General features: G+C 60.6%; 23 protein-coding genes. 15 read left to right on the top strand and 8 right to left on the bottom strand.

Annotated elements, in window-relative coordinates:
• Positions 1-22: 22 nt before the first annotated feature.
• The 6 genes from ACSQ3Z_RS18970 to ACSQ3Z_RS18945 all read left to right on the top strand — a co-directional run bounded on the left by ACSQ3Z_RS18970 (position 23) and on the right by ACSQ3Z_RS18945 (position 7,277).
• The gene (locus ACSQ3Z_RS18970) at positions 23-1,570 is read left to right on the top strand and encodes an ABC transporter substrate-binding protein (RefSeq protein ID WP_436172835.1); all 1,548 of its coding nucleotides are present in this window, start codon (positions 23-25) and stop codon (positions 1,568-1,570) included.
• On the top strand, positions 1,558-3,510 hold the full coding sequence (locus ACSQ3Z_RS18965; RefSeq protein ID WP_436172834.1) for a CocE/NonD family hydrolase: 1,953 nt from the start codon (positions 1,558-1,560) through the stop codon (positions 3,508-3,510). The genes ACSQ3Z_RS18970 and ACSQ3Z_RS18965 overlap by 13 nt, the downstream gene beginning before the upstream one ends.
• The gene (locus ACSQ3Z_RS18960) at positions 3,507-4,499 is read left to right on the top strand and encodes an ABC transporter permease (RefSeq protein ID WP_436172833.1); all 993 of its coding nucleotides are present in this window, start codon (positions 3,507-3,509) and stop codon (positions 4,497-4,499) included. The genes ACSQ3Z_RS18965 and ACSQ3Z_RS18960 overlap by 4 nt, the downstream gene beginning before the upstream one ends.
• Before the next feature lie 41 nt (positions 4,500-4,540).
• On the top strand, positions 4,541-5,389 hold the full coding sequence (locus ACSQ3Z_RS18955) for an ABC transporter permease (protein WP_436172832.1): 849 nt from the start codon (positions 4,541-4,543) through the stop codon (positions 5,387-5,389).
• Between the two features lie 438 nt (positions 5,390-5,827).
• The gene (locus ACSQ3Z_RS18950) at positions 5,828-6,526 is read left to right on the top strand and encodes a GntR family transcriptional regulator (RefSeq protein ID WP_436172831.1); all 699 of its coding nucleotides are present in this window, start codon (positions 5,828-5,830) and stop codon (positions 6,524-6,526) included.
• Positions 6,527-6,683: 157 nt separating this feature from the next.
• Positions 6,684-7,277: a DJ-1/PfpI family protein gene (locus ACSQ3Z_RS18945; protein ID WP_436172830.1), complete on the top strand. Its 594-nt coding sequence runs from the start codon at positions 6,684-6,686 to the stop codon at positions 7,275-7,277.
• Between the two features lie 71 nt (positions 7,278-7,348).
• On the opposite strand, the gene ACSQ3Z_RS18940 is transcribed toward ACSQ3Z_RS18945, so the two are convergent.
• Positions 7,349-8,239, bottom strand: a complete 891-nt coding sequence (locus tag ACSQ3Z_RS18940; RefSeq protein ID WP_436173943.1) for a GntR family transcriptional regulator — start codon at positions 8,237-8,239, stop codon at positions 7,349-7,351.
• Between the two features lie 167 nt (positions 8,240-8,406).
• On the opposite strand from ACSQ3Z_RS18940, the gene ACSQ3Z_RS18935 reads away from it, so the two are divergent.
• From ACSQ3Z_RS18935 to ACSQ3Z_RS18905, 7 genes are all read left to right on the top strand, one after another.
• Positions 8,407-9,459, top strand: a complete 1,053-nt coding sequence (locus ACSQ3Z_RS18935) for an ABC transporter permease (RefSeq protein ID WP_436172829.1) — start codon at positions 8,407-8,409, stop codon at positions 9,457-9,459.
• A 17-nt stretch (positions 9,460-9,476) separates the two neighbouring features.
• Positions 9,477-10,241 (top strand): ATP-binding cassette domain-containing protein, encoded by a 765-nt coding sequence (locus ACSQ3Z_RS18930; protein WP_436173942.1) that lies wholly within the window; start codon positions 9,477-9,479, stop codon positions 10,239-10,241.
• An 88-nt stretch (positions 10,242-10,329) separates the two neighbouring features.
• The gene (locus ACSQ3Z_RS18925) at positions 10,330-11,250 is read left to right on the top strand and encodes a sugar ABC transporter substrate-binding protein (RefSeq protein WP_436172828.1); all 921 of its coding nucleotides are present in this window, start codon (positions 10,330-10,332) and stop codon (positions 11,248-11,250) included.
• Positions 11,251-11,322: 72 nt separating this feature from the next.
• Positions 11,323-12,348 carry a zinc-binding alcohol dehydrogenase family protein gene (locus ACSQ3Z_RS18920; protein WP_436172827.1) on the top strand — a complete coding sequence of 342 codons (1,026 nt, stop codon included), beginning with the start codon at positions 11,323-11,325 and terminating at the stop codon, positions 12,346-12,348.
• Positions 12,349-12,463: 115 nt separating this feature from the next.
• Positions 12,464-13,627, top strand: coding sequence for a mannitol dehydrogenase family protein (locus ACSQ3Z_RS18915; RefSeq protein WP_436172826.1), 1,164 nt, complete (start codon positions 12,464-12,466; stop codon positions 13,625-13,627).
• Between the two features lie 65 nt (positions 13,628-13,692).
• Positions 13,693-14,457: an SDR family oxidoreductase gene (locus ACSQ3Z_RS18910; protein ID WP_436173941.1), complete on the top strand. Its 765-nt coding sequence runs from the start codon at positions 13,693-13,695 to the stop codon at positions 14,455-14,457.
• A gap of 679 nt (positions 14,458-15,136) precedes the next feature.
• The gene (locus ACSQ3Z_RS18905; RefSeq protein ID WP_436172825.1) at positions 15,137-16,513 is read left to right on the top strand and encodes an aspartate aminotransferase family protein; all 1,377 of its coding nucleotides are present in this window, start codon (positions 15,137-15,139) and stop codon (positions 16,511-16,513) included.
• Positions 16,514-16,961: 448 nt separating this feature from the next.
• On the opposite strand, the gene ACSQ3Z_RS18900 is transcribed toward ACSQ3Z_RS18905, so the two are convergent.
• The 3 genes from ACSQ3Z_RS18900 to ACSQ3Z_RS18890 form a co-directional block, all read right to left on the bottom strand.
• The gene (locus ACSQ3Z_RS18900; protein WP_436172824.1) at positions 16,962-17,633 is read right to left on the bottom strand and encodes a 4-carboxy-4-hydroxy-2-oxoadipate aldolase/oxaloacetate decarboxylase; all 672 of its coding nucleotides are present in this window, start codon (positions 17,631-17,633) and stop codon (positions 16,962-16,964) included.
• 67 nt (positions 17,634-17,700) lie between these two features.
• On the bottom strand, positions 17,701-18,723 hold the full coding sequence (locus ACSQ3Z_RS18895) for an amidohydrolase family protein (RefSeq protein ID WP_436172823.1): 1,023 nt from the start codon (positions 18,721-18,723) through the stop codon (positions 17,701-17,703).
• A 95-nt stretch (positions 18,724-18,818) separates the two neighbouring features.
• Entirely contained in the window at positions 18,819-19,970 is a 1,152-nt protein-coding gene (locus ACSQ3Z_RS18890) for an alcohol dehydrogenase catalytic domain-containing protein (RefSeq protein WP_436172822.1), read from the bottom strand.
• A gap of 228 nt (positions 19,971-20,198) precedes the next feature.
• Here ACSQ3Z_RS18890 and ACSQ3Z_RS18885 point away from each other — a divergent pair, with 228 nt between their 5' ends.
• Together ACSQ3Z_RS18885 and ACSQ3Z_RS18880 are read left to right on the top strand one after the other, a co-directional pair.
• Positions 20,199-20,555: a DoxX family protein gene (locus ACSQ3Z_RS18885; RefSeq protein WP_240547091.1), complete on the top strand. Its 357-nt coding sequence runs from the start codon at positions 20,199-20,201 to the stop codon at positions 20,553-20,555.
• A gap of 57 nt (positions 20,556-20,612) precedes the next feature.
• Positions 20,613-21,233 (top strand): TetR/AcrR family transcriptional regulator, encoded by a 621-nt coding sequence (locus tag ACSQ3Z_RS18880; protein WP_436172821.1) that lies wholly within the window; start codon positions 20,613-20,615, stop codon positions 21,231-21,233.
• Between the two features lie 57 nt (positions 21,234-21,290).
• On the opposite strand, the gene ACSQ3Z_RS18875 is transcribed toward ACSQ3Z_RS18880, so the two are convergent.
• The 4 genes from ACSQ3Z_RS18875 to ACSQ3Z_RS18860 form a co-directional block, all read right to left on the bottom strand.
• On the bottom strand, positions 21,291-22,862 hold the full coding sequence (locus ACSQ3Z_RS18875) for a bifunctional 3-(3-hydroxy-phenyl)propionate/3-hydroxycinnamic acid hydroxylase (RefSeq protein ID WP_436172820.1): 1,572 nt from the start codon (positions 22,860-22,862) through the stop codon (positions 21,291-21,293).
• Positions 22,863-22,923: 61 nt separating this feature from the next.
• Positions 22,924-23,961, bottom strand: a complete 1,038-nt coding sequence (locus tag ACSQ3Z_RS18870; protein ID WP_436172819.1) for an Ldh family oxidoreductase — start codon at positions 23,959-23,961, stop codon at positions 22,924-22,926.
• 32 nt (positions 23,962-23,993) lie between these two features.
• Entirely contained in the window at positions 23,994-24,875 is an 882-nt protein-coding gene (locus ACSQ3Z_RS18865) for an alpha/beta hydrolase (RefSeq protein WP_436172818.1), read from the bottom strand.
• An 87-nt stretch (positions 24,876-24,962) separates the two neighbouring features.
• The gene (locus tag ACSQ3Z_RS18860) at positions 24,963-25,862 is read right to left on the bottom strand and encodes a VOC family protein (RefSeq protein WP_436172817.1); all 900 of its coding nucleotides are present in this window, start codon (positions 25,860-25,862) and stop codon (positions 24,963-24,965) included.
• Between the last annotated feature and the right edge of the window lie 90 nt (positions 25,863-25,952).

Raw genomic sequence — 25,952 nt, 5'->3', positions numbered from 1 at the left:
CAAAAATGGGAGGAAGCCGAAGATGAAAGCTCGCAAACTCGCATTGAATAGACGACAGGCGTTGGCCGGCATGACGGCTAGCGTGCTGATGGCTTCGACAGGGGGGTCTGCGGCGCTGACCCCAAAAAAAGGCGGTCGGCTGCGTGCCGCTTTGGCCGGTGGGGCGACGTCCGACACTGTCGACCCGGCGGTGATGGACAGCCCGTTCACTATTCCTATCGCCTACACAGCCTTCAACCATTTGACTGAGATAGACAGCAGCGGCAACATCATTCCTGAACTCGCTGATGAGTGGTCGTCAGGAAAATCTCCTGCCGAATGGACGTTTCGGCTCAGGAAGGGCGTTGAGTTCCACAACGGCAAAACGATGACTGCCGACGACGTCATAGCCTCTATCAACTACCATCGCGGTGATAATTCAAAGTCGGCTGCCAAGCCGTTCCTCGATGCGGTGGAGGATTTGAAGGCGGACGGACCAGATCGGATCCAGGTCCGGCTCAAGGCGCCGAACGTGGATTTTCCCTCGACGATCAGCGACTATCACTTTGTCATCTTGCCCTCGGCAGATGGCAAGATTGATCCTTTGGCGGGGGTGGGGACTGGTCCTTACGTCCTTCAGAACCTCGATCCGGGTGTCGGTGCGGTGTTCTCGCGCAACCCGAACTACTTCAAGTTCGATCGCGCCTTTTTTGACGAAGTCGAATTGCGCTCGGTCATCGATGATGCCGCGCGGAACAACGCGCTTATTACCGGCGAAGTTGATGTTATTGATCAGGTTCCGCTGCAGATCGCGTCGCGGCTGAAGCAGGTCCCCGCCGTCAAGATCGAGGAGACGGCAGGTACCGAGCACTTCACCTTGCCCATGCGCACGGACACCGCTCCATTCAACGATCTCAATGTGCGAATGGCGATCAAACACGCAATCGATCGCGATGCGGTCGTCGAAAAGGTCATGTTTGGATATGCGAAACCGGGCAATGACAATCCTATTTCTTCCGCCTATCGCTATTTTGACTCAAACTTGGAATTGAGAAAGTACGACCCCGACAAGGCGAAGTGGTATCTCAAACAGGCAGGACTGTCTTCGCTGAAGGTCGACCTCAGTGTCGCCAATGCACCGTTTCCAGGCGGCGTAGAGACTGGCTCGTTGGTGCAGGATGCGGCCCGGGCGGCGGGCATCGACGTCAATGTGATCCGGGAGGTCGACGACGGCTACTGGTCGAACGTATGGATGCAGCGCCCGTGGTGCGCTGCAAGTTGGGTCGGTCCTGCAAGCGAAGACTGGATATTCACCAACGCCTATGCCCAAGGCGCTGCCTGGAACGACACCTTCTGGAAGCACGAGCGGTTCAACCAATTGCTTGTCGCGGCACGGGCTGAGCAGAATGACAACTTAAGGCGCGAAATGTACGCGGAGATGCAGCGACTTGTCCGCGACGACGGCGGCGTGGTTGTATTGAGCTACAACAGCTACGTCATGGGCCTGCGCGACAATGTCGGGCACGGCCCTCTGGCCGGCAACTGGCGCCTTGACGGATACAAGTTCGCCGAGCGTTGGTGGTTCTCTTGATTGAGTTGAATGCAGTTCGGCTCATCGAGCATGCATGGATACCACTGCGTGACGGCAGGAGATTGGCTGCCAGGATATTCATGCCGGACGTCGCCGAGCCTTGTCCTGCCGTGCTGGAATACAACCCGTACCGCTGTCACGACATGACGCGCGACAGAGATAGCATCACTCACAGCTACTTCGCCGAGCGCAGCTATGTCTCCATTCGGGTAGACATTTCGGGAACGGGCGACTCGGATGGGGTGCTGACCGATGAGTATTGCGAGCGTGAAATCGACGATCTTGAGGAGGTCATCGATTATATCGGCAGGCAATCCTGGTGCTCAGGAGACGTCGGTGTTTTCGGCCACTCCTGGGGAGCATATAGCGCTCTTCTGGTGGCGCAAAGGCGGCCTCCTCGGCTGAAGGCAATAATTCCGGTTATGGGATCGGATGACCGCTACAGGGAGTGCATTCACTACAAGGGCGGCTGTCTGCTGGCGTCCAATCTGGTCTGGGCATCGTTCATGCAGGTGTACTCAGCGCTGCCGCCAAATCCAGACGTAGTTGGGGAAACGTGGGTGACGGAATGGCTGAACAGACTGGCTGCCCAGCCGCTCTGGGCCGGCCAATGGATGCGTCACGGTCGCAGCGATCCCTACTGGCGGCAAGGTTCGGTCGCGCCCGACTACAGTCTTATCGATTGCCCCATTTACATATTCGCAGGCACCGCGGACCACTACCGAGATGCCGGTTTTCGCCTCTTGGAAAACTGCACCACTTTCGTGAAACTTACCATGGGTCCATGGGACCATTGCTATCCACACGAGGCGGCGTTCCAGGCGATAGACTTCCCGGCGGAAGCCGTGCGCTGGTGGGACCACTGGTTGAAGGGAATAGACACCGGTGTCGAGAGCGAGCCTCGAACAGTTTTGTGGATGAGTGGTCCAGCCGGGCATGGGTACTGGGTGACGCCGGACGAGCCCCCGATCCAAGAGGTCCTGGCCCTGGCGACCAACACACCGGAGGGCGTAGCCACTTTGGAGCCCTCGCTGGACGTAAACTGGGTCATTCTGCCTGAATCGGGATGCGAAGACCTGGGTACCGCGGACAACTACGCTCAGTTCTGGGCGAAGCCGATCGCGAAATCTATGGACCTATGTGGAACACCTGAACTGTCTTTGCGATACGGTTCGCACGCCTCGGCCAGTCAGTTGGTGGCCCGCCTCTATGAAATAGCGCCAGACGGAAAGGCGGCCGAAATTGCTCGTGGCGCGTCGCAACCTTATGACCCGGTCGCCCCATGGGGCATCGAGCGTCGCATCAGCTTCCACACCGTCGTACGGCGGCTGCGAGCCGGCAGCCGCCTGTGCGTCGTAATATCCGATGGACTATGGCCGATGATCGCTCCCGAGCCCGACCATACGTTCGACGGTCGAAGTCTCTCTGACGTGCAGCTTGTATTGCCCGTCAGCAGGCAACAGATGGTGCTTTCCCAACCGTTTGCCTTGATAGCGACTCGGCGGCCATCCGAGTTGGTGGTCCTCTCGCCTCCGAAAACAAAGATGGTATCGCGCGAATGTCCCACGGCTGGAGAGCGTGCGCTGCAGATATCATCGCACGCGGGTGTATTTGGCAACTACACGCGTGCTCTGCTTCCCGACATCGCAACAGAGATCGAACATACGGTCGCAACAGAATATCGCCTCGGTCGTGGGGGCGTGAGCACATCCACCGTCACGCATGAGTTTCGCCTCGCGCGGGATGGCTGGGCGATTGAGTTGAATGGATCCTTTTCGCTGACGTCGAGAGCGAGTGGTCACCGGCTGAGCGGCGATATCTGCGCATTTGCCGACGGATCAGAGATTTTCCGGAAGCGATGGCCAGAGGAAGCGATTGCGGCAAAGAGACGGGACAGCGTGCATCACGGGCATAGCATGCAGGGGGCCGCTTTGAAATGAAGAAGCTCTCCAATATGCTGAGCGGAACTCTCGGCGCGACTATAGCCAATCGCTTGCTGCTAGGGTGTTACACGCTTTTCATTGTTTCTGTTCTTATATTCTCTGCCATAGCTTTCCTGCCCGGCGACTATGCCAGAGCGGCGCTCGGCCACTCCGCCACCCCGGAAACTGTGGCTGCGCTTGAGAAGGATCTGGGACTAGACCGTCCTGCACCGGAACGATATCTACGATGGATCGCCCACGCGGCAGTGGGTGATTTTGGCGTTTCGTTTACGGCGCGTGGCACGAAGCAGCGCCCCGTTGCGGACGTCGTGCTTCCAAGGCTTCAGAACACTCTACTGCTGGCCGGCGTCACGGCCTTGTTGGCGGTCCCGCTTGCGCTCGTTCTTGGCGTGCTCACGGCGCTTGCCCGGAACACCTTGCTCGACCGGCTGCTCAACGCCATCACCTTGACGACCATTTCTTTTCCGGAATTCTTCGTCGCTTACATGCTGATGCTGCTCTTGGCGGTTAAGTTTCCACTTTTCAGTTCGATGGCAAGCATGAGTGCGGACATGCCGATCACTGAGAAATTGTCACGCATCGCTCTGCCAGTCCTCACACTAACGCTTGTGATCCTCGCCCACATGATGCGGATGACCCGAGCCGCAATCATCAGCCTGCTTGATAGCTCCTATGTCGAGTGTGCCCGGCTTAAGGGGCTGCCCGAGTGGCGGATCGTTGTGGGTCACGTGTTGCCCAACGCCTGGGCGCCCATAGCCAACGTGATTACATTCAACCTAGCCTATCTAGTCGTAGGCGTGGTGGTGGTGGAGGTTGTGTTTGTCTATCCCGGTATAGGCCAGACCATGGTGGACGCCATTCGCCTGCGCGACGTTCCGGTAATTCAGGCCTGCACGCTCATCTTTGCTGTAGCGTTCGTCATCCTGAACCTACTGGCTGATCTGATCGCGATCGCTACCAATCCGAGGCTGGCTCACCCGAAATGATAGCTCCTGCTTCAGTTCCAGCCATGAAGAAACCTCTATGGATGCAAAAGGCCTGGCGTCTTCTCTCCAGCGCCCCCCTCAGCGAACTGTTTGGGCTGATCGTAGTGGCAATCTATATAGCCGCCGCTATTTTTGGACCTCTGCTGGCGCCGTATGGCGAAGCGGAAGTGGTCTCCAAAATTCCCTTCGCGCCTTGGAGCCATGAATTCCTTTTACGAACCGACCAACTCGGCCGAGACACGTTTTCTCGTTTGCTATTTGGCGCGCGAAATACCTTGGGTATTTCAATCGCGACCGTCTGCCTTTCTTTCGGTGTCGGAGGCGTATTGGGCATGTTCACCGTGATCAGGGGCGGCTGGACCGATAGACTGCTCCTGAGTTTGACCGACGCGCTAATGGCAATCCCTCCGCTGATCTTTGCCCTGATACTCCTTTCCATTGCGGGTTCATCGATTCCCAGTCTGATTGTAGCCATTGCCGCGGTGGACATGACCCGCATCTTTCGTCTGACACGGTCGCTATCGGCCAATGTCCTTGCAACCGACTTCGTGGAAGCGGCGCGGCTGCGCGGTGAAGGATTGAGTTGGATTATGTTCCGCGAGGTGCTGCCCAATATTCTACCTCTTCTTGTCGCGGAATTCGGGCTCCGCTTCTGCTTCGTCTTTCTCAGCATTTCGGCACTGGCCTTCTTGGGCCTGGGGATACAGCCGCCCACTGCTGACTGGGGATCTATGGTCCGCGAAAGCGCCGCACTGATTTCCTACGCCGACATCACGCCGCTGATACCGGCCGCCGCCATCGGCCTGCTGACGGTGGCAGTCAATTTCGTGGTGGATTGGATCCTCCACATGTCCAGCGGCCTGCGCGATGATGAAAGGCGGCGGCTCTAATGTCCGTACATCGAATATGTGACCTTCGCTGATAGAATACACCGGGTAAGCGAGCGCATTCGGGAGATATGAAATGGACCTTTCCAGCGCGAAAAATGAACCTAGGCTCCTTTCCGAAATAGCCAGCTATCATGCACATGTTTATTACGATCGAACTAGGACCCGTCCGGTTGCGGAGTGGCTGCGCACCACGATCGGCGAACGCTTTCTGGTTCGGCTTGGGAATTGGCATGACGAGAAGGTATCCGTCAGTTATCTCCTGAGGAAATCGTCTTGTGGTACTGAGTTCGCCTCAAAGGGCTATCTGGAGCCGCTCAAACCCGAGGATGTAGGGACTCCGGGTCATTCTCACGCGTATCCTCTATAAAATCGTATAGGATATAGGATTGAATTGGGCGGAGCATCGTGTTAGTGGGTGCTTCTGTCAAGAGGCAAACAATGCAGAACACGGACCTGACGGTCGACAATGAAGCCCGCGCGACCGGCCGCATCCAGCGCGCCAACAGCCTGGCTGACGACGTTTACGAGGCAATCTTCGCGCAACTGATGTCTTTGAGAATTGCTCCGGGATCGCGCATCACCGTCGACAATCTCGTCAAGGAATTCAACGTCTCGCATACCCCCATTCGTGAAGCGCTTGGCCGGCTGGAGGGCGAGGGCCTTGTGGTGAAGACCCACCTCATCGGCTACCGGGCGGCCCCGCAAATCACCCGCCGGCGCTTTGACGAGCTCTACGAGCTGCGCCTTCTGCTTGAACCTGCCGCCGCGGCCAAAGCCACCGCCACACTGGACGACGAGCGCCTTACCGTGTTGCAGGAAGCAGCCGGCGTCATGGCCCGGCGGGTGGGCAAAGACGAACGCCTGCGTTATTCGAACTTCGCCCGGCAGGATGCGATCTTCCACGACAAGATCGTCGAGTTCGCCCAGAACGAGCTCATTCGCGAGACGCTGAATCACCAGCATACCCACTTCCATATCTTCCGCTTGATGTATCATTCGCGGGTGACAGAAGAGGCGCTCGACGAGCACGAGGCCATTCTCGCTGCCTTCTCCGCGGGCGATCCGGACGCCGCCGAAAAAGCCATGCGTGTGCACATCGAGAATTCGCGGGACAGGCTCCTGCCTGCGTTCGAGTAGCCATAGCGATGTTGCTTGTCCGAGGCACCCTCAAGCCCGACGCGTCACTGTACGCCCAGGCTACCGCCTACGAATGCTATCCCCCGTTCTGAGCCGATTTCGATCCCTGGAGGCGCGAAGTGCACCTCGCCCCTGAAACAAGCCGAGAGGAAAAGATATGCCAGGCAAAAAGATCCTGATGCTGACCGGTGATTTCACCGAGGAATATGAAATCTTCGTCTATCAGCAGGCGATGGAAGCGGTGGGACACACCGTTCATGTCGTGTGCCCCGACAAAAGCGCTGGAGACATGATCAAGACATCGCTGCACGATTTTGAGGGCGATCAGACCTACACCGAAAAGCCCGGTCACAACGCGCTGATCAACAAGACCTTCTCCGAGGCTGAAAAGCAGCTGGCCCAATACGACGCTGTCTACTGCGCCGGCGGTCGCGGCCCTGAATACATCCGCACCGACAAGCGCGTGCAGGCTATGGTGCGTCATTTCCACGACGCCAAAAAGCCGATCTTCACGATCTGCCATGGCGTCCAGATTCTGATTGCGGTCGACGGCGTCGTCCGTGGCAAGAAGGTGGCGGCGCTCGCGGCTTGCGAGCCGGAGGTGACGCTTGCTGGCGGCACTTACATCGATCTATCGCCCACCGATGCCTATGTGGACGGGACATTGGTTTCGGCCAAAGGCTGGACGGCGCTGGCGGCGTTCATCCGTGAATGCCTCAAGGTGCTGGGAACGGAAATCCGCCACGCTTGAGCCTTTTGTCTCGACGCATTCCTGAAGGGATGCGTCGGTTCCCTCAATGGCGCGGGGACGTCCGTCGTTCATCAAGTCCAAATCAGCGATCGCATCAGCGTTGCTCTTGCCGAAGCGAGATGCGCCTGGCAGGCCCGTTTGATGCGCTCGGCATCGCGACTTTCGAGTGCATCGATATAGGCAACATGCTCAAGGATTGCTGCCTGGTTGCGCTGCTTTTCATCCTGCTTGTTCCACTGGTAGTGGTAGTGAAAAATGAAAGTTATGATATCGTAGAAATCGTCGATGAAGCGGTTCGGCGAAGCCTCGTTTATGAGCCGATGAAAGCGGTTGTCGAGGCCGGAAAAATCGTGGAAGCGGATTTCAATTCGCTTCAACAGTTCGGTATGCGCAATCTTGAGCACGGCGAGCTTGTCCCACAGGGGAGACGTGTCGGGCTGCCGTGAAAACAGATGCGCCGAGCGCAGCTCAAACATCACCCGGATCTCGAACAGCTCAAGTGCGAAATCCTCCGTGAAGCCCTTGAAAAGCCAGCCCGTATTCGGCCTTTTCTCGATCAGCCCAAAGCGGCTGAAGCGGATCAGGAACTCACGAATTCCGTTGGTCGCAACACCGAATTGCCGCGCTAGCTCAAGCTCGTTGATGCTGGTGCCAGGTCTGGTGTCGCCGCGCAGCATCCACTCCATGAATTGCTGTTCGACATGCTTGGCCCGCGGCGTGGTTTCGGCGTCGGGATAGCAGTCATTTTCGTCGACCGCTCGTCCCGCCGTCCTGATGCCGTTGCGTACAGTGACAAGCTCGCGGCGAACGAGTTCTTGCAGAACCTTTCGAACGGTGGTGCGGCTGACGCCGATGAGCCGCCTCAGCTCATTCTCAGAGGGAAGTTCCCCGGCCAGTTGTCCATCGCGCAGCATGCTTGCAGTTCGATTGAAGGCCTTCTTGTAGACGGTGTCGGTTCGCATCGCACCTTCCTCCAAACAATACCTTGTCCTTTTTAGCATGAACTTTATCCATAAAAAACAACTTGACCCAACCATGCGCGTTGTTTTTTATCGATAAGAAGAGGACCTAAGCACGATTTGAGTTTTTGACGACGCGGCTCGCACCGAGCCTCGGCGGGGAGGGGACTTTGCCTGAAACGGGAAACACCGGCACCACTGTCGGCGAGGCCGCATTGCCAGCATCCAGGAAGCAGGAAGCCGTTCCCGGCCTTGCGCTTGGCCTGACCCTGCTGAGCGCCGGTCCGGTCGTGATCCTGGTGTTGCTGATCGTCGTTCTCAGTTTTCTGTCACCCTATTTCTTGACCGGGAGAAACCTCAGCAATATCCTCGCCCAGACCGCCGTCATCTCTGTGGTGGCGATGGGGCAGCATCTGGTCATCCTGACACGCGGGATCGATCTCTCCGTCGGCTCGAACGTCGCACTGGCTTCCGTCGTCGGCGCGCTCAGCTTTCATGCCGGCGCTCCCGCCATCGTGGTGATCGCGGTGATGGTTGGCTGCGGTGCGGCCGTCGGCGCCATCAACGGGCTCTTTTACGTCTTCGGCCGGCTTCCGCATCCGTTCATCATCACCCTGGCGACATTGAGCATCGCCAAGGGGCTGGCGCTGCAACTGGCCGACGGACGGGCCATCCCGGGAATGCCGCCTGCCATCGATGCGCTTGGCCGCGAGGCGGTCTGGGGTCTGCCAGGATCGGTCTTTGTGGTTGCGGGCGTTGCCGCGGTCCTTTTCGTCATGGCCAAAACGATGGTCTGGGGCCGCTGGATCTATGCCGTAGGCGGCCGGCCCGACGCCGCCGTGCGCATGGGCATTCCTGTCTCCTGGGTTCTGGTTTCGGTCTATGTGATCTCAGGGCTGTGCGCCGGCATCGGGTCCGTCATCCTTGCCGGCCGCACCGACGCCGGCTCGCCCTTGTTCGGCAATCTGCTGGAACTGGATACGATCGCGGCGGTGATCATCGGCGGTGCCAGCTTTCTCGGCGGCCGCGGCCATCTCGGCCATGCCTTGATCGGCGCCATCATGATCGGTGTCATCCGCAACGCGCTCAACCTGCTCAACGTCAACGTTTTTTTCCAGCTCATCGTCATCGGCGTGGTCATCGTCATAGCGGTCGAGTCCGACGTGCTGCGCAACTATCTCGAAGGGCGCGTGCGTGTCATGCAGGCCGGGAGGCAGTCATGAGCGCCGTTGCGACCAGCATCGATCATGCAGCCACAACGGATCATCCTGTGCTGGCGGTGCGCGGTGCTACCAAGCGTTTCGGCTCGGTTGTGGCGCTGGACGATGTCAGCATCGAGGTCCGACGCGGTGAGATCCTCGGACTTCTCGGTGACAACGGCGCTGGCAAGTCGACACTGACAAAATGCATCAGCGGCGTGCACCAACTCGATGCCGGCGCAATCCTTTTGGACGGTGCGCCAACGCAGATACGCTCCCCTGCGGATGCGCGCTTTGCCGGCATCGAGACCGTTTATCAAGACTTGGCGCTGTTCGACAATCTGACACCGGGACAAAACTTCTTTGCCGGTCGCGAGTTGGCTGGTCCGCAATGGCTTCCGCGTGGTTTGCGCTTTCTTCAGCAGCGCAAGATGGACGCCGAGACCCGCGTATTATTGACAAACCTCAAAGTTACGCTGCCGCGGCTGGACGCCGTTGTCGCCATGATGTCGGGCGGTCAAAGGCAAGCCATAGCGGTGGCCCGTTCGACTGTATTTGCCCGCAAGGTTGTGATCCTGGACGAGCCAACCGCCGCACTTGGCCTGCGTGAATCGCGGCAAGTGCTCAACCTGGTCGCAGCGCTCCGCGACCAGGGCAACGCCGTCATCCTGATTACCCACAATATGGAACATGTCGTCGAGCTTGCCGATCGCGCCGTGGTGCTTCGCCAGGGCCGCAAAGTTGGTGAACTTGTGCCGACCAAGGACAACAAACAGGAGCTGGTTTCCATGATCGTTGGAGCCTGATCCGTTCGAAATTTGGGGACCGTTCCGGTTCGCAAATGCCTGAAGCGACTTCCGCCGGAAGACGCCTCAATTCCAAGGGAGGAATGGAATGCCAATGAACTCAAAACTGTTCGCTGGGCTGGCGATCGCCGTTGCGTTTGCGATGCCGGCTTCGGCCGCCAACAAGATCAAGGTCGGCCTGATTACGAAATTCCCGGTGCCGTTCTACTCGACCATGGAGGATGCCGCCAAGAAATACGCGGCCGCTCATCCCGAGATCGAGCTGGTCACCGGTCAGGGCCAGGCGGCTACCGACATCGAGGGTCAGATCGCGCTGATCGAATCCATGATCACGCAAGGCGTCAAGGGTCTGGCGATCACTCCGGTCGATCCGACCGTCGCGCCGTCGCTCGACAAGGCTGTGGCTGCCGGCATCAAGGTGGTTCTCGTCGACAACAGCATTCCTGACTGGAAAGGTCAGACGGCACTCGTCTCGACCAACAATCTCAACGGCGGCAAGATCGCCGGAGAGTATCTGAAGACTGTGCTCAAGAGCGGCGACAAGATCGGCATCCTGCAAGGTGTTCCCGGAGTGCCGGCGCTGGACGACCGTGTCACCGGCATGATGGAGGGACTTGGCGACGTCAAGGTCGAGGTCGTCGGCAAGGGTGCAACCAATTGCACGCTCGAACTTGGCACATCGGTGACCGAAGACATCCTGACAGCCAATCCCGATCTTAAGGCGATCTACTCGGCCTGCGGCCCGCCAATCCCGGGCGCCGTCAAATCGATCAGCAATGCGGGCATTGCCAACGACAAGATCATTTTGGTCGGCTTCGACGCCTGCTGTGGTGAGATCGAAGCGATCAAGTCGGGCGCGGAAGATGCCAGCGTTGCGCAATTTCCGGCCAAAATGGGCGAGCTTGGCATCGACACTGTCGTCAAGGCGATCCGAGGGGAGGCAGTCGAGGCCAATGTGGATACCGGCGCGGGCCTCGTGACGCTGCAGAACGTCAAGGACTTCGAATAGGCTCCACACCTTGGCCCGGCGGTCTTCCCAGCCGCCGGGTTCTTTTTTGGACATTTCAGGAAGATGGTCCGCATGAAAGCGCTCGTGTGCCGAAAGCCCGGCGAATTGATCTTCGAAGATCGCCCGGCTCCCGGCCGGCCGGGAGCCGGATGGGCGCTGGTCAGCATCAGCCATGTCGGCATCTGTGGCACCGACTACCACATTTTTGAAGGCAAGCATCCGTACCTGGCCTATCCACGTATCATGGGGCATGAACTCTCGGGTACCGTGACCGCGGTCGGCGAAGGCGTCGCCATCGAGGTCGGTGAGCGGGTCGTCGTAAATCCCTATTTTTCCTGCGGTAAATGCATAGCCTGCCGTCACGACAAGCCGAATTGCTGCGTATCGATAGAAGTGTTGGGCGTTCATCGCGATGGCGGCATGTGTGAAGAATTGTTGGTGCCTGCCGGCAACCTTTACCCGGCCGCAGGACTGTCACTCGTTGACGCGGCAGCTGTCGAATTTTTGGCGATCGGCGCCCACGCCGTAGGGCGCTCCAAGCTTGCCGCTGGCGTCCGTACACTGGTCATCGGCGCCGGGCCGATCGGATTGGGTACGGCATTGTTTGCCCGTCTTGCAGGCCAGGCGGTGACGATCATGGACATGAGCAGGGAACGGCTCGACTTCGCCGAAGGTCAACTCGGGTTTCCTGTCATCGACAATGCTTCGGCCTCACCTGTCGACATGGTGCGGGCGCGAACCGATGATGATGGTTTTGACCTCGTCTTCGACGCGACCGGCAGCAAGGCCTCGATCCAAGCCGCGTTCAGCCACGTGGCCCATGGCGGCGCCATGATATTGGTCAGCGTCATCAAAGACGAGATCAGCTTCTCTGATCCGGAGTTCCACAAGCGGGAGATGATGCTGATCGGCAGTCGCAACGCGACGCATGCCGACTTCCAGCACGTCATCGCCTCGATCCGCGCTGGAAAGATACCGATTGACCAACTCGTTACCCACCGCACGACCCTGAGTGACAGCTCACGCGACATAGCGAACTGGGCGCAGCAAAAGTCCGGTTTGATCAAGGCCGTCATCGATGTGGCGGAGTCTGGCTGACTTCAGCAACCATAATCATGACAATCTCACGGCAGGCGGATCGTCCTATTCTGGTCCGGCGGCCGAATGCCCAGCGCCTCTGCCTCCACTGAACCGATAGAAAGCGGAAGGATCAATGGTCAAGGAAATCGTCACACCTATTTTCCAGTTCGGCACGAGCCGCTTTCTGCAGGCGCACGCAGATCTGTTCGTGCACGAGGCGCTGCCGGCAGGCAATGCAGTCGGCCCGATCACGGTAGTGGCGATCAGCGGATCGGCCGCCGGCCGAGCCCGACTGCAGGCGCTTGCCCGCGATGAAGGCTACCCGGTTGTCATCCGCGGGCTGGAGAAGGGCCTGCGCGTCGAGTATGAAATCGGCGTCAAGAGCATACGGCGCGCGCTCGATGCCGAGGTTGACTGGCAACGGTTGGCCACCCTGTTTGCGGAACAAGCGGAATTCGTCGTCTCGAATACGACGGAAGCGGGCCTCACCATCTCACCCGATCTGTTTGTCGACCTCACAGGTGATCCCGGCCCAGCGCCGGCGGGATATCCGGCAAAATTGCTCGTTCTGCTTGCGAAACGTTTTGCAGTTTCCGCAAGGCCAGTTGTCTTGCTTCCAACCGAACTGGTTCAACGCAATGGCGACACACTGAAGGAAGTGTTGATCGCGTTGGCCAAGCGAAGCGGCGCCTCCGACGCACTTTTGTCTTTCATCGCTGGCGACTGCGTATTTGCCAACTCGCTTGTCGACCGCATTGTCTCGTCGGCTATCGAGCCCGTCGGGGCAATCGCAGAACCGTACGCATTGTGGGCGATTGAAAGGCAAGCTGGGCTGAGGCTGCCTTGCCGCCACCCTGCTATCGCGCTTGTCGAGGACCTCGAACGTATCGAGAGACTGAAGCTACACATCCTGAACCTTGGCCACACAGTACTTGCACAGTGCTGGATGACCGATCGGCTGAGACCCGACCTGACGGTGCGCGAAATCCTGGAACTCGAGGGGTATCGAAACCTGCCGACAGAGATTTATGGTTCCGAGGTCGTTCCTGGCTTCAAGGCCCGGGGATTGGAGCAGGAAGCGACAGCATACGTGACGACCACGCTTGAACGGTTCGACAACCCCCTTCTTGACCATCGTCTGAGCGACATCGCTGCCGGCCATCTGATCAAGGTCCAACGGCGTGTCGGCGGCTTTCTCCGCTGGGTGCCGCAGGAGCGTCGTGAACAGTCGCCGTCTCTCGCAAAGATTCTCTCGACTGTTGATCAGAATGCGGATCGCCAAAGCGTCGTTCAGTAATTGCATCGTTGCTGTCGTATGGCTCTCCTGCTTGTGCGATCAAGGGAATCGGAAGGAAGAACGCAATGGACCTGTTCAAACTGGATGGCGACGTCGCATTGGTCACCGGCGCCGGCAGCGGCATCGGTCAGGCCATAGCGGTCGGCCTTGCTGAGGCCGGTGCCAATGTCGCCTGCTTCGGTCACTCGTCGAAAGGTGGACTCGAGGAGACGGCGGCAAGGATCACTGCGCTCGGCCGCAAGGCGCTGGCGATAACCGGCTCGGTGACGTCGGAAGCAGATCTCGCCGCCGCTGTCGAGCGTATCGAAAAGGAGCTCGGTGCACTTACGGTTGCCGTCAACAATGCTGGTATTGGCGGCGCGCATGCGGCCGAGACTTTGCCGCTGGCAACTTGGGAAGAGCTTTACAGCATCAACGTTGGCGGTGTGTTCCTGTCCTGCCAGGCCGAGGCTCGCGTGATGCTGCCGCGTCGCAAGGGATCGATCATCAATGTGGCCTCCATGTCAGGCTCGATTGTCAACCGCGGCCTCCTCCAGGCGCACTATAACTCATCGAAGGCAGCGGTCATTCACATGACGAAGAGCCTGGCGATGGAGTGGTCGGACCGCGGACTGCGGCTCAACGTACTAAGCCCCGGTTACACGCTGACCCCGATGAACCGGAGGCCCGAAGTGGCCGAGCAAGTGAAGAACTTCGAGCGCGATACGCCGATGGGTCGCCTCGCGATACCCGAGGAGATGATAGGCCCGGCAGTGTTCCTGGCAAGCCGCGCTGCGTCATTTGTTACGGGCATCGATCTCATCGTCGATGGCGGTTTCGTCTGCTGGTAACAGAAACGAAGCAGGGTCAAAGTCGAAAGGACGTCGCCGGCCGCCGAGGCCAGGGCCGCGCACCACACGACCCTTCAGGACAGTCCGCACGAAATTTCTCGCTGGGCACATCAGAAGTCGGGGCTTATCAAGGCGGCGATCGCCTTTTAGCTCCCTAAAAACCGGGGTACTGGCCGACCAGGAATACACAGAGTTTCGAAAGCGCCGCGAAGTGATGCGGAGCAGGCTTGCTGCCGCCGAAGGCAGGGCCGCGATGCCCGAGCCGGCGAAATAACTATTCCCGGCGGTGGCGATCTGCGACCGGCTAGCCTCGGTTTAGGCTTGCCTCATCGGCCCGATTCCAGTCCGACGGTCGCGTCGGTATCCATCCTGTCACCGACGATGATTGTACCGGCGGCCCTGGCTCCTAGGACCGGACAGACAACTTGCTGAAAGCTCGCCCCTAACGCGCGGAACCATCCGGCCGGGTTTGCTCCAGACCGTTACCACGGCTTTGCGCTCTCAGATCGCCCCGATCAGCGAATGTCGGTATCGGTGGCTGAGTGTCCCCGCAACCAAATACCAAAACGGTCCGCCTTGTGCGGACCGTTTTCGTTTGTGATCATACAAAGGGAAAGCTGCGGAGCCTGGAGAGGCGCTGCAGATAGTTCCCCGTGAACCCGTGTAGACAGGAGCCGTCGTGGACGACAGACCCAATTCCCCTGAAGCCCGAGACATCCGCTATCACCTGCATGGCTACACAAACGCTCGCAAGCATCAGGAGTCGGGTCCGCTCATCATCGAAAAGGGTGATGGCATCTATGTCGAGGACGTGGCCGGCAATCGCTACATCGAAGCGATGGCGGGCTTGTGGAGCGTAGCCGTCGGCTTCTCGGAAAAGCGGCTGGTCGACGCCGCCACCCGGCAGATGTCGAAGCTGCCTTATTATCACGACTTCGGTTCGAAATCGCATTCGCCGCTGATCGACTTGGCCGAGAAGCTGGTCCAGATGGCGCCGGTCCCGATGAGCAAGGCGTATTTCACCAATTCGGGCTCCGAGGCCAACGACACGGCCATGAAGATGATCTGGTACCGGTCGAATGCGCTCGGCCAGCCAGCTCGCAAGAAGATCATCAGCCGCAAACGCGGCTATCATGGCGTGACGATTGCCGCGGCAAGCCTGACCGGGCTGCCCAACAACCATCTGTCATTCGACCTGCCGATCGCCAACGTGCTCCACACATCGACGCCGCATTACTGGCGCGAAGCGGAACCGGGCGAAAGCGAAGAACAATTCTCGAGCCGTCTTGCCGAGGATCTCGAGACGCTGATCCTTGCGGAGGGACCGGAGACCATCGCCGCCTTTATCGGCGAGCCGATCATGGGCGCGGGCGGAGTCATTGTTCCGCCCGCAGGCTACTGGGAGAAGATCCAGGCGGTGCTGTCGAAATACGACATCCTGCTCATAGCCGACGAGGTCATCTGCGGCTTTGGCCGGACAGGCGAGATGTTCGGCTCGCAAACCTTCGGCATCAAGCCCGACATCATGGTGCTGTCCAAGCAGATCTCGTCGTCCTACCTGCCGATCTCGGCCCTGCTCATCAATGAGAAGGTGTTCGAGCCGATCGCGAACGAGAGCGACCGCATCGGCACGTTCGGGCATGGCTTCACGGGCGGCGGCCATCCAGTAGCCGCGGCCGTGGCGCTGGAGAATCTCAAGCTTATCGAGGAGCGCGACCTTGTCGGCAATGCGCGTACGGTCGGCGCGCACATGCAGGCACGGTTGCGTAAGCTCGCTTCGCACCCGGTCGTCGGAGAGGTGCGCGGCATCGGCCTGATCGCCGCCGTCGAACTGGTCGCCGACCAGACCAGCAAGGCGCCGTGGGGGAAGCCCGGCGCGCTTGGTGGCGTGGTGAATGGGTTCCTGCAGCAGAATGGCGTCATCTCGCGCAATATGGGCGATGCGATTGCCTTCTGCCCGCCGCTCATCATTACCGAGACCCAGGTCGATACGCTGATCGATGCTTTCGAACGGTCGCTCGCCGCCGCCCTGCCGCAAGTTCGGCCGCCGGGCTGAACAAGGTCTGTGATTGCCTCCGAGTTTGATGTGCCCGATCGTGATCGAACAACTCGGCGGGACAGGAGAAGTCAAATCCTGTCGGTGTGGCGGAACTATGCGGGGCGTTGCGGGAAGATTTCTGATTTTGGCCCACGAAAAAGTCAATAAAATCAACGATGCTGTCACATCCTCCGGGCCCACCAACAATTTAACTTATTGATTTTGTTATATTTTATGACCAAATTCACCTCGGCGTTCTGGACTCGAACCCCTTGAGCCTTCGGTATCGGAAGTTTCCATTGCAAGCAGGTGAAGAGCTTCGTGATTCCCGTTGCAATGAAGCGGTCATCAGCGCCTAGTTGGGTGGGGTTGCTGCCTAGCTGGTAAGCCGGCAAGACCCAGACTCGTACAACTGGTGCCACCGGATCGCCTATTTTGTCAGTCGCGGAACCGGCAACGCAGTTGCCTATTCGTAGACGAGGCCTTTGCGCCGCAGGCGCTCGCGCATGTCGTTGACGTCTAGACTGAGCTTGCCGGTGGCATAGAGGCTACGCTTTTCCTCTTCCATCGCCTCGCGCTTGCGGGCGGTTTCAAGAACCCTTCCCGCGGTTTCGCGTGGCACCACGCACACGCCGTCGTCATCGGCCACGATGACGTCGCCTGGCCGGATGTGGGCGCCGGCGCAGACGATCGGCACCTGGACGTTGCCGAGCGTCTCCTTGACTGTCCCTTGTGCGCTGATCGCTTTCGCCCAGACCGGGAAGGCCATTGAGCGCAGGGTCGAGATATCGCGCACGCCAGCATCGATGATCAGGCCCCTGATGCCTTGCGCCTTGGCCGATTCAGCCAGCAGGTCGCCGAAATAGCCGTCCTCGCAAGGCGAGGTCGGGGTGACGACCAGGATGTCGCCTAGCCGCGCCTGTTCCAGCGCGACGTGAATCATCCAGTTGTCGCCTGGCGCGACTTCACAAGTCAGCGCGTTGCCGCCAATCCTGGCGCCATCATAGATGGGCCGCAGGCGCGCGGCGAGCAGGCCCGTCCGCCCCTGCGCCTCGTGAACCGTGGCCACGCCAAGTTGGCCAAGAGCATCGCAGGTCTCAAGCGGCGTGCGCTCGGTCTTGGTGACGACTTTGCCCATAAGTGTTCTCCCGGAACGATGAGGTGCGGCATCCGGCGCCGCACCCGAACAGTGCTCATTGGCTGGTCTAGCGCCCTTGCGCCTTCAGCCGCGCATCTAGCCTCGGATAGACCTTTCGGACATTGCCTTCGAACACGGCGTGCTGTTCAACCTCACCGAGCGAAAGCGCGTCGATGTAGCGCCGTGTGTCGTCGAAGGCGAAGCCGGTTTCCGGATCGATGGCCTTGACCGCTCCGAGCAGTTCGGAGCCGAACAGGATGTTGGCCGGGCCAACGACGCGGAACAGCGTGTCGATGCCTGCCTGATGATAGACGCAGCTGTCGAAGAAGACGTTGCGTAGCAGGTGCTCGCCAAGTCCCGGCCTGTCCAACATCATCGCGAGGCCGCGATAGCGTCCCCAATGATAGGGCGCCGCACCACCGCCGTGCGGAATGATCAGCTTGAGATCGGGAAACGCGCTGAACAGGTCGCCCTGGATCAGTTGCATGAACACCGCGGTGTCCGCATTGATGTAGTGCGCGCCGGTCGTATGCAGGCAGGAGCTGCACGAGCCGGAGACGTGGATCATGGCCGGCACCTGCAACTCGACCATCTTTTCGAAGAGCGGATACCAATAGCTATCGTGGATAGGCGGCGCCGACCAGAAACCGCCGGACGGATCGGGGTTGAGGTTGCAGCCGACGAAGCCGAGCTCGACGACGCAGCGCTCGAGCTCGGCAAGCGCCGGCTTCAGGTCGCCGCTCATCGATTGCGGCAGCTGGCATACGCCCGCGAAGTTGGCGGGGAACATGTCGACGATGCGGGCGATCAGATCGTTGGAGATGCGCGACCATTCGGCATTGTTCTCGGCGCTGCCGATATGGTGGCCCATGCCCGAAGCACGCGGCGACAGGATGGTCAGGTCCGAGCCTCGCTCGCGCTGCAGGCGCAACTGGTTCTGCTCGATCGTCGCCCTGAGCATTTCGTCGGTGATGCCGGGATAGACGGGCATGGCGTCGCGCCTGCCTTCGACGAACTCGACCTGCGTCTTGCGAAAGGCGTGATGCTCCGGCGGTTCGCTCGTGTAGTGGCCGTGGCAGTCGATGATCATTTCGTTCTCTTCGCACAAGATAGCGGATCGCTGCGCCGCTCCGCGGTTGCCGGCAAGCGGCGGACGGTGAAGCCCGCCGATGCCGATGGTCCCGCCTACGGTTCGAGCACGTAGTTGGTGAAGCCGCCGTCACCGGAGGCGACGCCATTGATGGCCTCGTTGATCCGCTCTAGCGGATACGTCCGCGCCTCCAGCACCGAAAGATCGATCGCGCCGGAGCCCACCATTTCGGCGACCTCCATGCCCTCGGCCGTGGTCAGCCAGGCCGAGCCGAGAAGCTGCATCGAATTGTCCATCCACCATTTGGTGTTGAACAGCATGTCGCTGCCGGTACCGCCGATGTTGACGATGCGGCCGCCGCGTTTGACGCCCATCATGGCGTCCTTCATGGCGTTGACGTCGGCGACCGCGCCGAGGCAGTCGAGCATGAAGTCGGCGCCGAGACCGCCGGTCTGCGAGCGGACCCAGTCGGCGACCTTGCCGTCCTGGTTGGAGAAAGTCTGGATCCGGTTCGGGGCAAGCTGCTTCAGCCGCTCAAGCAGGGGCTTGCCGCGTGCTACCGCGTAGACCGTCGAAACGCCCATGGCGAGTGCGAAGAGTGTCGCGCCGACGCCCAGCGTGCCGGTCGCGCCATTGATGATCAGCGACTTGCCGGCCGGTATGCCGAACTTCTTGAGCGCGGAATACGCCGTGCCGAGGTAACCCATGCGGGCCGCCTGCGGAAAGGTCATGTTGTCGGGGATCTTGACGATCGCATTCTGGGGCGCGCGCATGAACTGGGCGAAGCCGCCTTCCGGATAGCGCTTGTAGATCTCCAGGCTGTTCCTGTTGAAGCCGAAATAGCCGTTGAAGGTGAAGTATTCGCACTTCGCCTGATGGCCGCTGACGCAGGCATGACATGCGCCGCAGGAGCGCAGCGGATTCACATACACGCGGTCGCCGGGCTTGATCGCCACGACCTGCTCACCGACCTGATGCACGATGCCCGCGGGGTCGAGGCCGAAGATCGCGGGCTTCATCGGCAGCGGCTGATGCGGGTACCAGGTCTCCCAGTTGTTGAGCACGTTCGCGAGGTTGGGCACCATCCCGCAGGCCTTGACCTCGACGACCACATCCGTGCCGGATGCCATCGGCTTCGCCACGTCCTCAACACGCATCGGCTCGTTCACGGCATGAAGCCGTGCCGCCCGCATCATTATCGTCATCGTCTGTTCCTCCCAATATGCCAGTTCGCGGAGATGTCTCATTGACATTCCTTGTAGACTGTGGATACCGTACAGTATCTGGATTGGGTGACGCAAGAGCCGATTTCCACCGACGACAGCATTTGCGGGAAATGTCGGCGAACGCCGCATCGGTTGCGGCCTGGCGACAAACGCTTCGGCTCCGCTGGATGAGAGAAAGTCGCCCGATATGGCAACAAGGACGGGAGGAAGGGCCGGGCGGTTCCTTCGACGTTCTACACGGAGGAATCAGTGCCGGAGTTCATGCTAACGCCAATCGATCTCCTGCGCATTCTGTGCGGGATCTGGTTCATTCCGCATCTCATTGGAAAGATCAGGAACTTCGAAAAGGCGACAAAGACGTTCGAGGCTGCCGGACTGAAGCCAGGAAAACCCTTCATCGTGCTGACGGTTGCGCTGGAATTTGTTGCCGCCGTTGGAATGGTGTTCGACATCTATCCGCGATGGGCTGCGGCGTGCGGAGTGGCCGTCTTGCTGGGAGCGGCCTATGCGGTGGTGCGGATCAACGGCCCGCGCTGGCGCTGGCAGTTGATGGGTCCCGAATACCCGATCTTCTGGGCGCTTGCCTGTATTGTTTCGGCCTTCTAACCTTCGGCCGATTCGGATACCAAAGGTATCCCAATGAATGGCTTGGAAGGATAGAGAATGGCGCGACTGACACGCGAGCAGAGCCAGGCTCTGACCCGCGAGAAGCTTTTGCTGTCGGCGAGCGAAGTCGTGGCTCGCGACGGCTATTCCGGCGCGACCATTGAACGTATCGCGGAAGAAGCCGGCTACTCGAAGGGCGCCTTCTATTCGAACTTCGAGAACAAGGAAGACATCTTCCTTCAACTGCTGGAGCGCCATGCCGGTGGCGACGTGGTCGAGCTCACCGGCCTGCTCGACGGCTATGATGACCCGAAAGAGATCATCGATACGATGTGCGATTGGGCCAATCAGCGGGCGAAGGACAAGCGCTGGGGAACGCTTGCCATCGACCTGTTACGGATCGCCCGCCGCGACAACACACTGGAAGAGCGGCATCTGCGCCTGTTCAAGGACCAGTGGGAGGGCCTGGGCAAGTTGCTGTCCGGAAAGCTTTTCCCCCATGGCGGTGCTGATATCGAACCACTCTATGTGGGCGGCGTCGTTCTGGAACTCATCTATGGCGGCCTCTCCAGCTTCATGAAGGACGATTCGCCGGGCGAGATGGTGAGGGCCACACTCACCTCAATGCATCAGGCCCATCTCTACCGCCACATGAAGCAGCCAGCTGCCCGCGGATAGGGTGGGCGTATCGGCCCGCCCTGGTTCGCGCCCGGGCCGTTCAGTGCGCGCGCCCTGTCATTTGTCGGGTGCCGCCACTAGCATCATCTGCAGCTGACACACGAGCTGCTCGGCGCCCCTTGCGTCAGCGGCCGTACCGAAAACCACATGGTCGGGCCGCACCAGGGCGGCGCGAGCGCCCTTCGAGCTCAGCCAGTCCGCGAGAACGCGATCTTCTTCCACCAGCGGCGAGGGGTAGGATCGCTCCTGCGCGACGCGATGCACGGCAATGCCCACCTGCCGCGCCTTGTCCAGGAGGGTGGGCGAGGGATCCATGTCGCCGGCGATGACAAGCTGGAATCCTGGCGGCAACGCATCGTCGAGCCGCATCCGGCCAAAAGGCCCGATAATCCAGGGTTGAGGACATGGCTCACCGGCGCCAGGGCTCGGCGAGCCGTCTATGTTGCTGGCGACAAGTCCATGACGGATGGGCGGAAAGAGGTTCTGCCGGATCTGGACACCTTGGCCCGCGAGCATGGCCGCGGCCATCTCGGCATCGCGCGCCTGCGCCTTGTCCGGATCCAGCTCGCAGATGAACTGTCCAAGCCGCTTGGTGATGTCGATGACTTCGCGCATGAACGGCCTGCGCTCGGCCTGGTAGGTGTCGAGGAGGTGCTCCGATCCGCCGTCGATCACATGGGCCAGCTTCCATGCAAGATTGGCTGCATCCTTGATGCCCTGCACCATTCCCTGTGCGAGAAACGGCGGGGTCATGTGGCAGGCATCGCCGGCGAGAAAGACACTGCCCACCCGCCACTGCTCCGCAACAAGAGCGTGGAAATTGTAGGTCGCCGAGCGCCATAGCCTGGCCTGGTCCGGCCGAAGCCAGCGTGAAAGCAGTTGCCAGATGCGCTCCGGGCGGTTGATCTCCGGCGGATTTTCACCCGGCAAGATCATGAACTCCCAGCGTCGCAGCCGATCAGGCCCGCACACGTACGTGTGCGGTCGTGCGGGATCGCAGAACTGGACGTTGGTCTCTGGCAATCGCGCGTGCGGATCCTCCAGTATCATGTCCACCACGAGCCAGGGCTCGTCGAAGTCGAGGTCCTCCAGCGCGACGCCGAGCCCGCGCCGGACGAAGCTGTTCGCGCCGTCGCAACCGACGACATAGCGCGGGGCGCGCCTTGTGCGCTCACCGCTCGCCTTGTCGCGCAGCGTCAGGACCGGCCTTTCGGGATTTTCAAGGCCGACGAGTTCCGTTCCCGTATGCAGCGCCAGGTTGGGGAACCTCGCGCCGTTGGCACGCAGAGCTCGTTCAAGCTCCGGCTGCAGGAAGGTCTGGTAGGGCGGCCAGGCAAGCGGGTAGGGCTCGGAAGGAGACTCGAGCCGGCGCAACAAGGTCCCGTCGGCGGACCTGTATTCCGATGGGCGATAGTGCCCAGTCGCCGCGGCCACGGCGTCGGCCGCGCCGATGTTCTGGAAGATCCGCATCACCTCGTGGTCCATGCCGATCGCGCGAGGCAGTGCATAGACGTCGTCAGCGGCGTCAACGCCTTCAACTCTGACACCTGCTGCCGCAAGAAGATTGCATAGGGTGATGCCGACTGGGCCGAGCCCAATCACCACGACGTCCGCTTCATCTTGCGTCATCAGTGAGACCCCCGTTGGTTCGGTCCTCTCTGGCCGGCCTGGTGCAAGCTGTCGCGCGGCATCACTGCAGGAAGGCCGGCACCGCGAGCCCAAACCGGGCGGCTGCATCGGCGAGATTCCTGGCGGTGCCCTTCGCCAGCGGGATGCCGTTGGCGGTGCGCTCCCGCCCGGTCTGGAAGCCGCGTTCGCCGGGCAGTTTCACGCCATCGGAGCCGGCTGCCGGATCGAGCGCATGGATCGCGCCGGCGAGGCTTTCCACCGAGGCGAGAAAGGACGACGGGTCGCCGAAGGCCGCCGGATTGATGGCAAGCATAAGGCCATTGAAGCCGCCGTTCTTCTCGCCGCGCAGGAACGGCGCGATGACGGCGTTGCCCACCAGCACGCTCGACAGGATTTCGATCATCAGCGACAGACCGGATCCCTTCGGCCCGGCCATCGGCAGGATGGCTGCCACCTTATGCGGGTCCCGCGTTTCGACGCCGTTGGCGTCGATGGCCCAGCCTTGGGGGATCGGGTTGCCCGAGTCCTTGGCCGCCATGATCCTGCCGAGCGCGACGGCGGCGGTCGACATGTCGAGCACGATTGGATCGGCGCCATCGGGCCGCGGCACGGCAATCGACAGCGGATTGGTCGACAGCGCCTCGCCCTTTGCGCCAAAATAGCTCATGAACGGTCTCGACGCGGTCATGGCGATGCCGATCAGGCCGCGGGCCGCCAATTGGGTGGTGAAGTAGCCGATTGCGCCGGCATGGGATATGGCGCGGGCGCCGCACCAGCCGATGCCGAAGGCCTCCGCCAGATCGGCGGCTTTGCCTGCCGCATGCATCATGGCGACGGCGCCCGGCGCCTTTCCGTAGTCGAAGACGCAGGTCGCCCCGAATTCCCGGATCAGCTTCGGCTGTTGACCGGCGCACACGACAGCGGTCTCGATCATCTCGACGTAGCGCGGGATCCTGAGAACACCGTGCGAATCCGCGCCGCGCACATTGGCCCACACCAGCAGCCGCGCGGTTTGTGCCGCCTCGTCCGGCATATAGCCGGCAGCATTGAGCAGCGCGGTCGCAAAATCCGTCAGTTCGCTTTCCTGGGCCACGGGCATGCCGAATGTCTCCTGGTCTGGTCGCATCGACCTCAAGCTGTCGGCGTTGCCGGGAAGAATTTGTCGAGCCAGCCCTTGAGCATCATCTTGGTGCGCGGCGCGTCCTCTGGTGCGAGCGGGAAGTGGGCGGTGCCCGAGATCAGCATCAGCTCGGCCGGCTGCCCGGCCTTCTCGAACAGGCGGATGGACTGCTCGGTCGGCGTGATGATGTCGTCGGCGGTGTGGAAGAACAGGGCAGGCCGGGGCGCAATGTTGGCAACCACGTCCTCCGCCCTGAAATTCATCATGCTCCATGCCGTCTCGGTCGGGATTTCCATGATCGCCTTGGGCGACAGGTTCTTGCGCAGTTTTTCCGGGATCGGTACGGCGTCGAACCGCGAGATCCACATGCTTTCGCCAGTCGCGCGCTTGTGCTCGCGCCCCTTCTCGAGCAGGCCCATGAAACGCTCCCAGGCTTCGGGGGTCGGGTGCTGGCCGCGGAATTTCCGCTCGCCGTGACCCCAGCCACATGAGGAGATGACGCACGCGAACCGCTCGTCGACCCCGGCCGTATAGACCGAAACCGCGGCGCCGAAGCTGTGGCCGGTGATGCCGATTCGCTTCGGGTCGATCTCAGGGCGCCTGGCGAGGAAGGTCAGCGCGTTCTTTGCGTCCGCGACCTGATCGAAGCAGCGCACCTGGGCGCGCTCGCCCTCGCTCTCGCCGCAGCAGCGGAAGTCGAAGCGCAGCGCGGCGTAGCCGAACGTCTCCATCATCTCCGCCTGGATCTGGGCGTGCGACTCGTCCTTGGAACCGACGAAGCCGTGGCAGACGATGAAGGCCGGCAGCTTCTGTCCGGGACGGTGGTTGTCGGGAATGTGCAGTACCGCCGACAGTTTCAGGCCGTCGGATTCGAACGTCAGTTTTTCCTGCATAGCAATCTCCTATCCGAAGCAGCGCCCCGCCCGAGTCGAGTTGCTTCGCCTTGCTTCCCTGTGTGGTCTGCCGCCGCGCCTTTCGGATCAGTCGAGCCTGGCGAATGGGAAATGGTGTTCGCGCCATTCCTGGGGTGCGGGAGACCCCCAGACATTCATCTGGCGGACGTTTCCTGGACGCTCCAGGTTGGTGATGACGTTGGGCACGAAATGGGCGTCGTCGGCGACCGTGTGCATGGCGCCGGAGCACTCGACCATCGCTCCGCTGGCATCCAGATAGTAGGCGTAGGTGTTGTCGCCCGGACGATGGCGGCCCGGCCCCCAAAGAACCTGGCGGTCGAACCCGTCGAGAATGTCGCCGAGCCGGCAGTAGTCGCTGAAGTGGCTGAATTCGAAAGAGTAGTGGTGAAGCCCGACCGGACCCTTCACCAGGCCCAGAATGTGATGCTGGCGATTGCCGCCATGCATCCAGCTCAGCGCCTCGTTGACCATCCGCTCGGTAAGCTGCATGCCGCAAATCTCGGAGAGCTGCCGTCTTGTGGCGACCGGGTCGGGCGTGATGAGATTGATGTGGTCGAGCCGCCGCGGCTTGATGCCGTTGGTCGGGTAGCGCGGATTGTACATATCGTCGCGCGCCGGGGTGTGAACTTCGAAGCGCAATCCATCTGGGGTCGCGAATGTCACGCCTGCGTCGCAGCAGGCCAGACTGGGTTCGTGCGAGAGGATCCTGCAGCCGGCATCGTCGACGCGCGCGGCGGCTTCCGCGACAGCCTCGGCGGTCAGCGCTTCGAGCCCGACCGTGTGGCAGGAATTCTCATCGGAGTGGAGAAGCACGAGTTCGGCCTTGCGGCCGTTCGAACTCAGCCATGTCTCGCCTGCATCCTGCCTGGTGACCCGCAAACCGAGGATCTCCGTCGAGTCGTGGATCACGGCTTCTACGTCACGGACATTCAGCTTTATGTGACCGACCCCAAACACCAGGTGCATCACCATTCTCCTCTTGCGGCCGCTACTTGGCCCTGGCGACCTGCTTAGATCAAACTCGGCTCGATGGCAACAAATTTCGAAAATCGTATT

It is taken from the genome of Mesorhizobium sp. LjNodule214, assembly GCF_964252735.1.
Taxonomy (GTDB): domain Bacteria; phylum Pseudomonadota; class Alphaproteobacteria; order Rhizobiales; family Rhizobiaceae; genus Mesorhizobium.
Note: the sequence above shows the minus strand (reverse complement) of the source record. Positions and strands in the feature narration are given on the sequence as shown.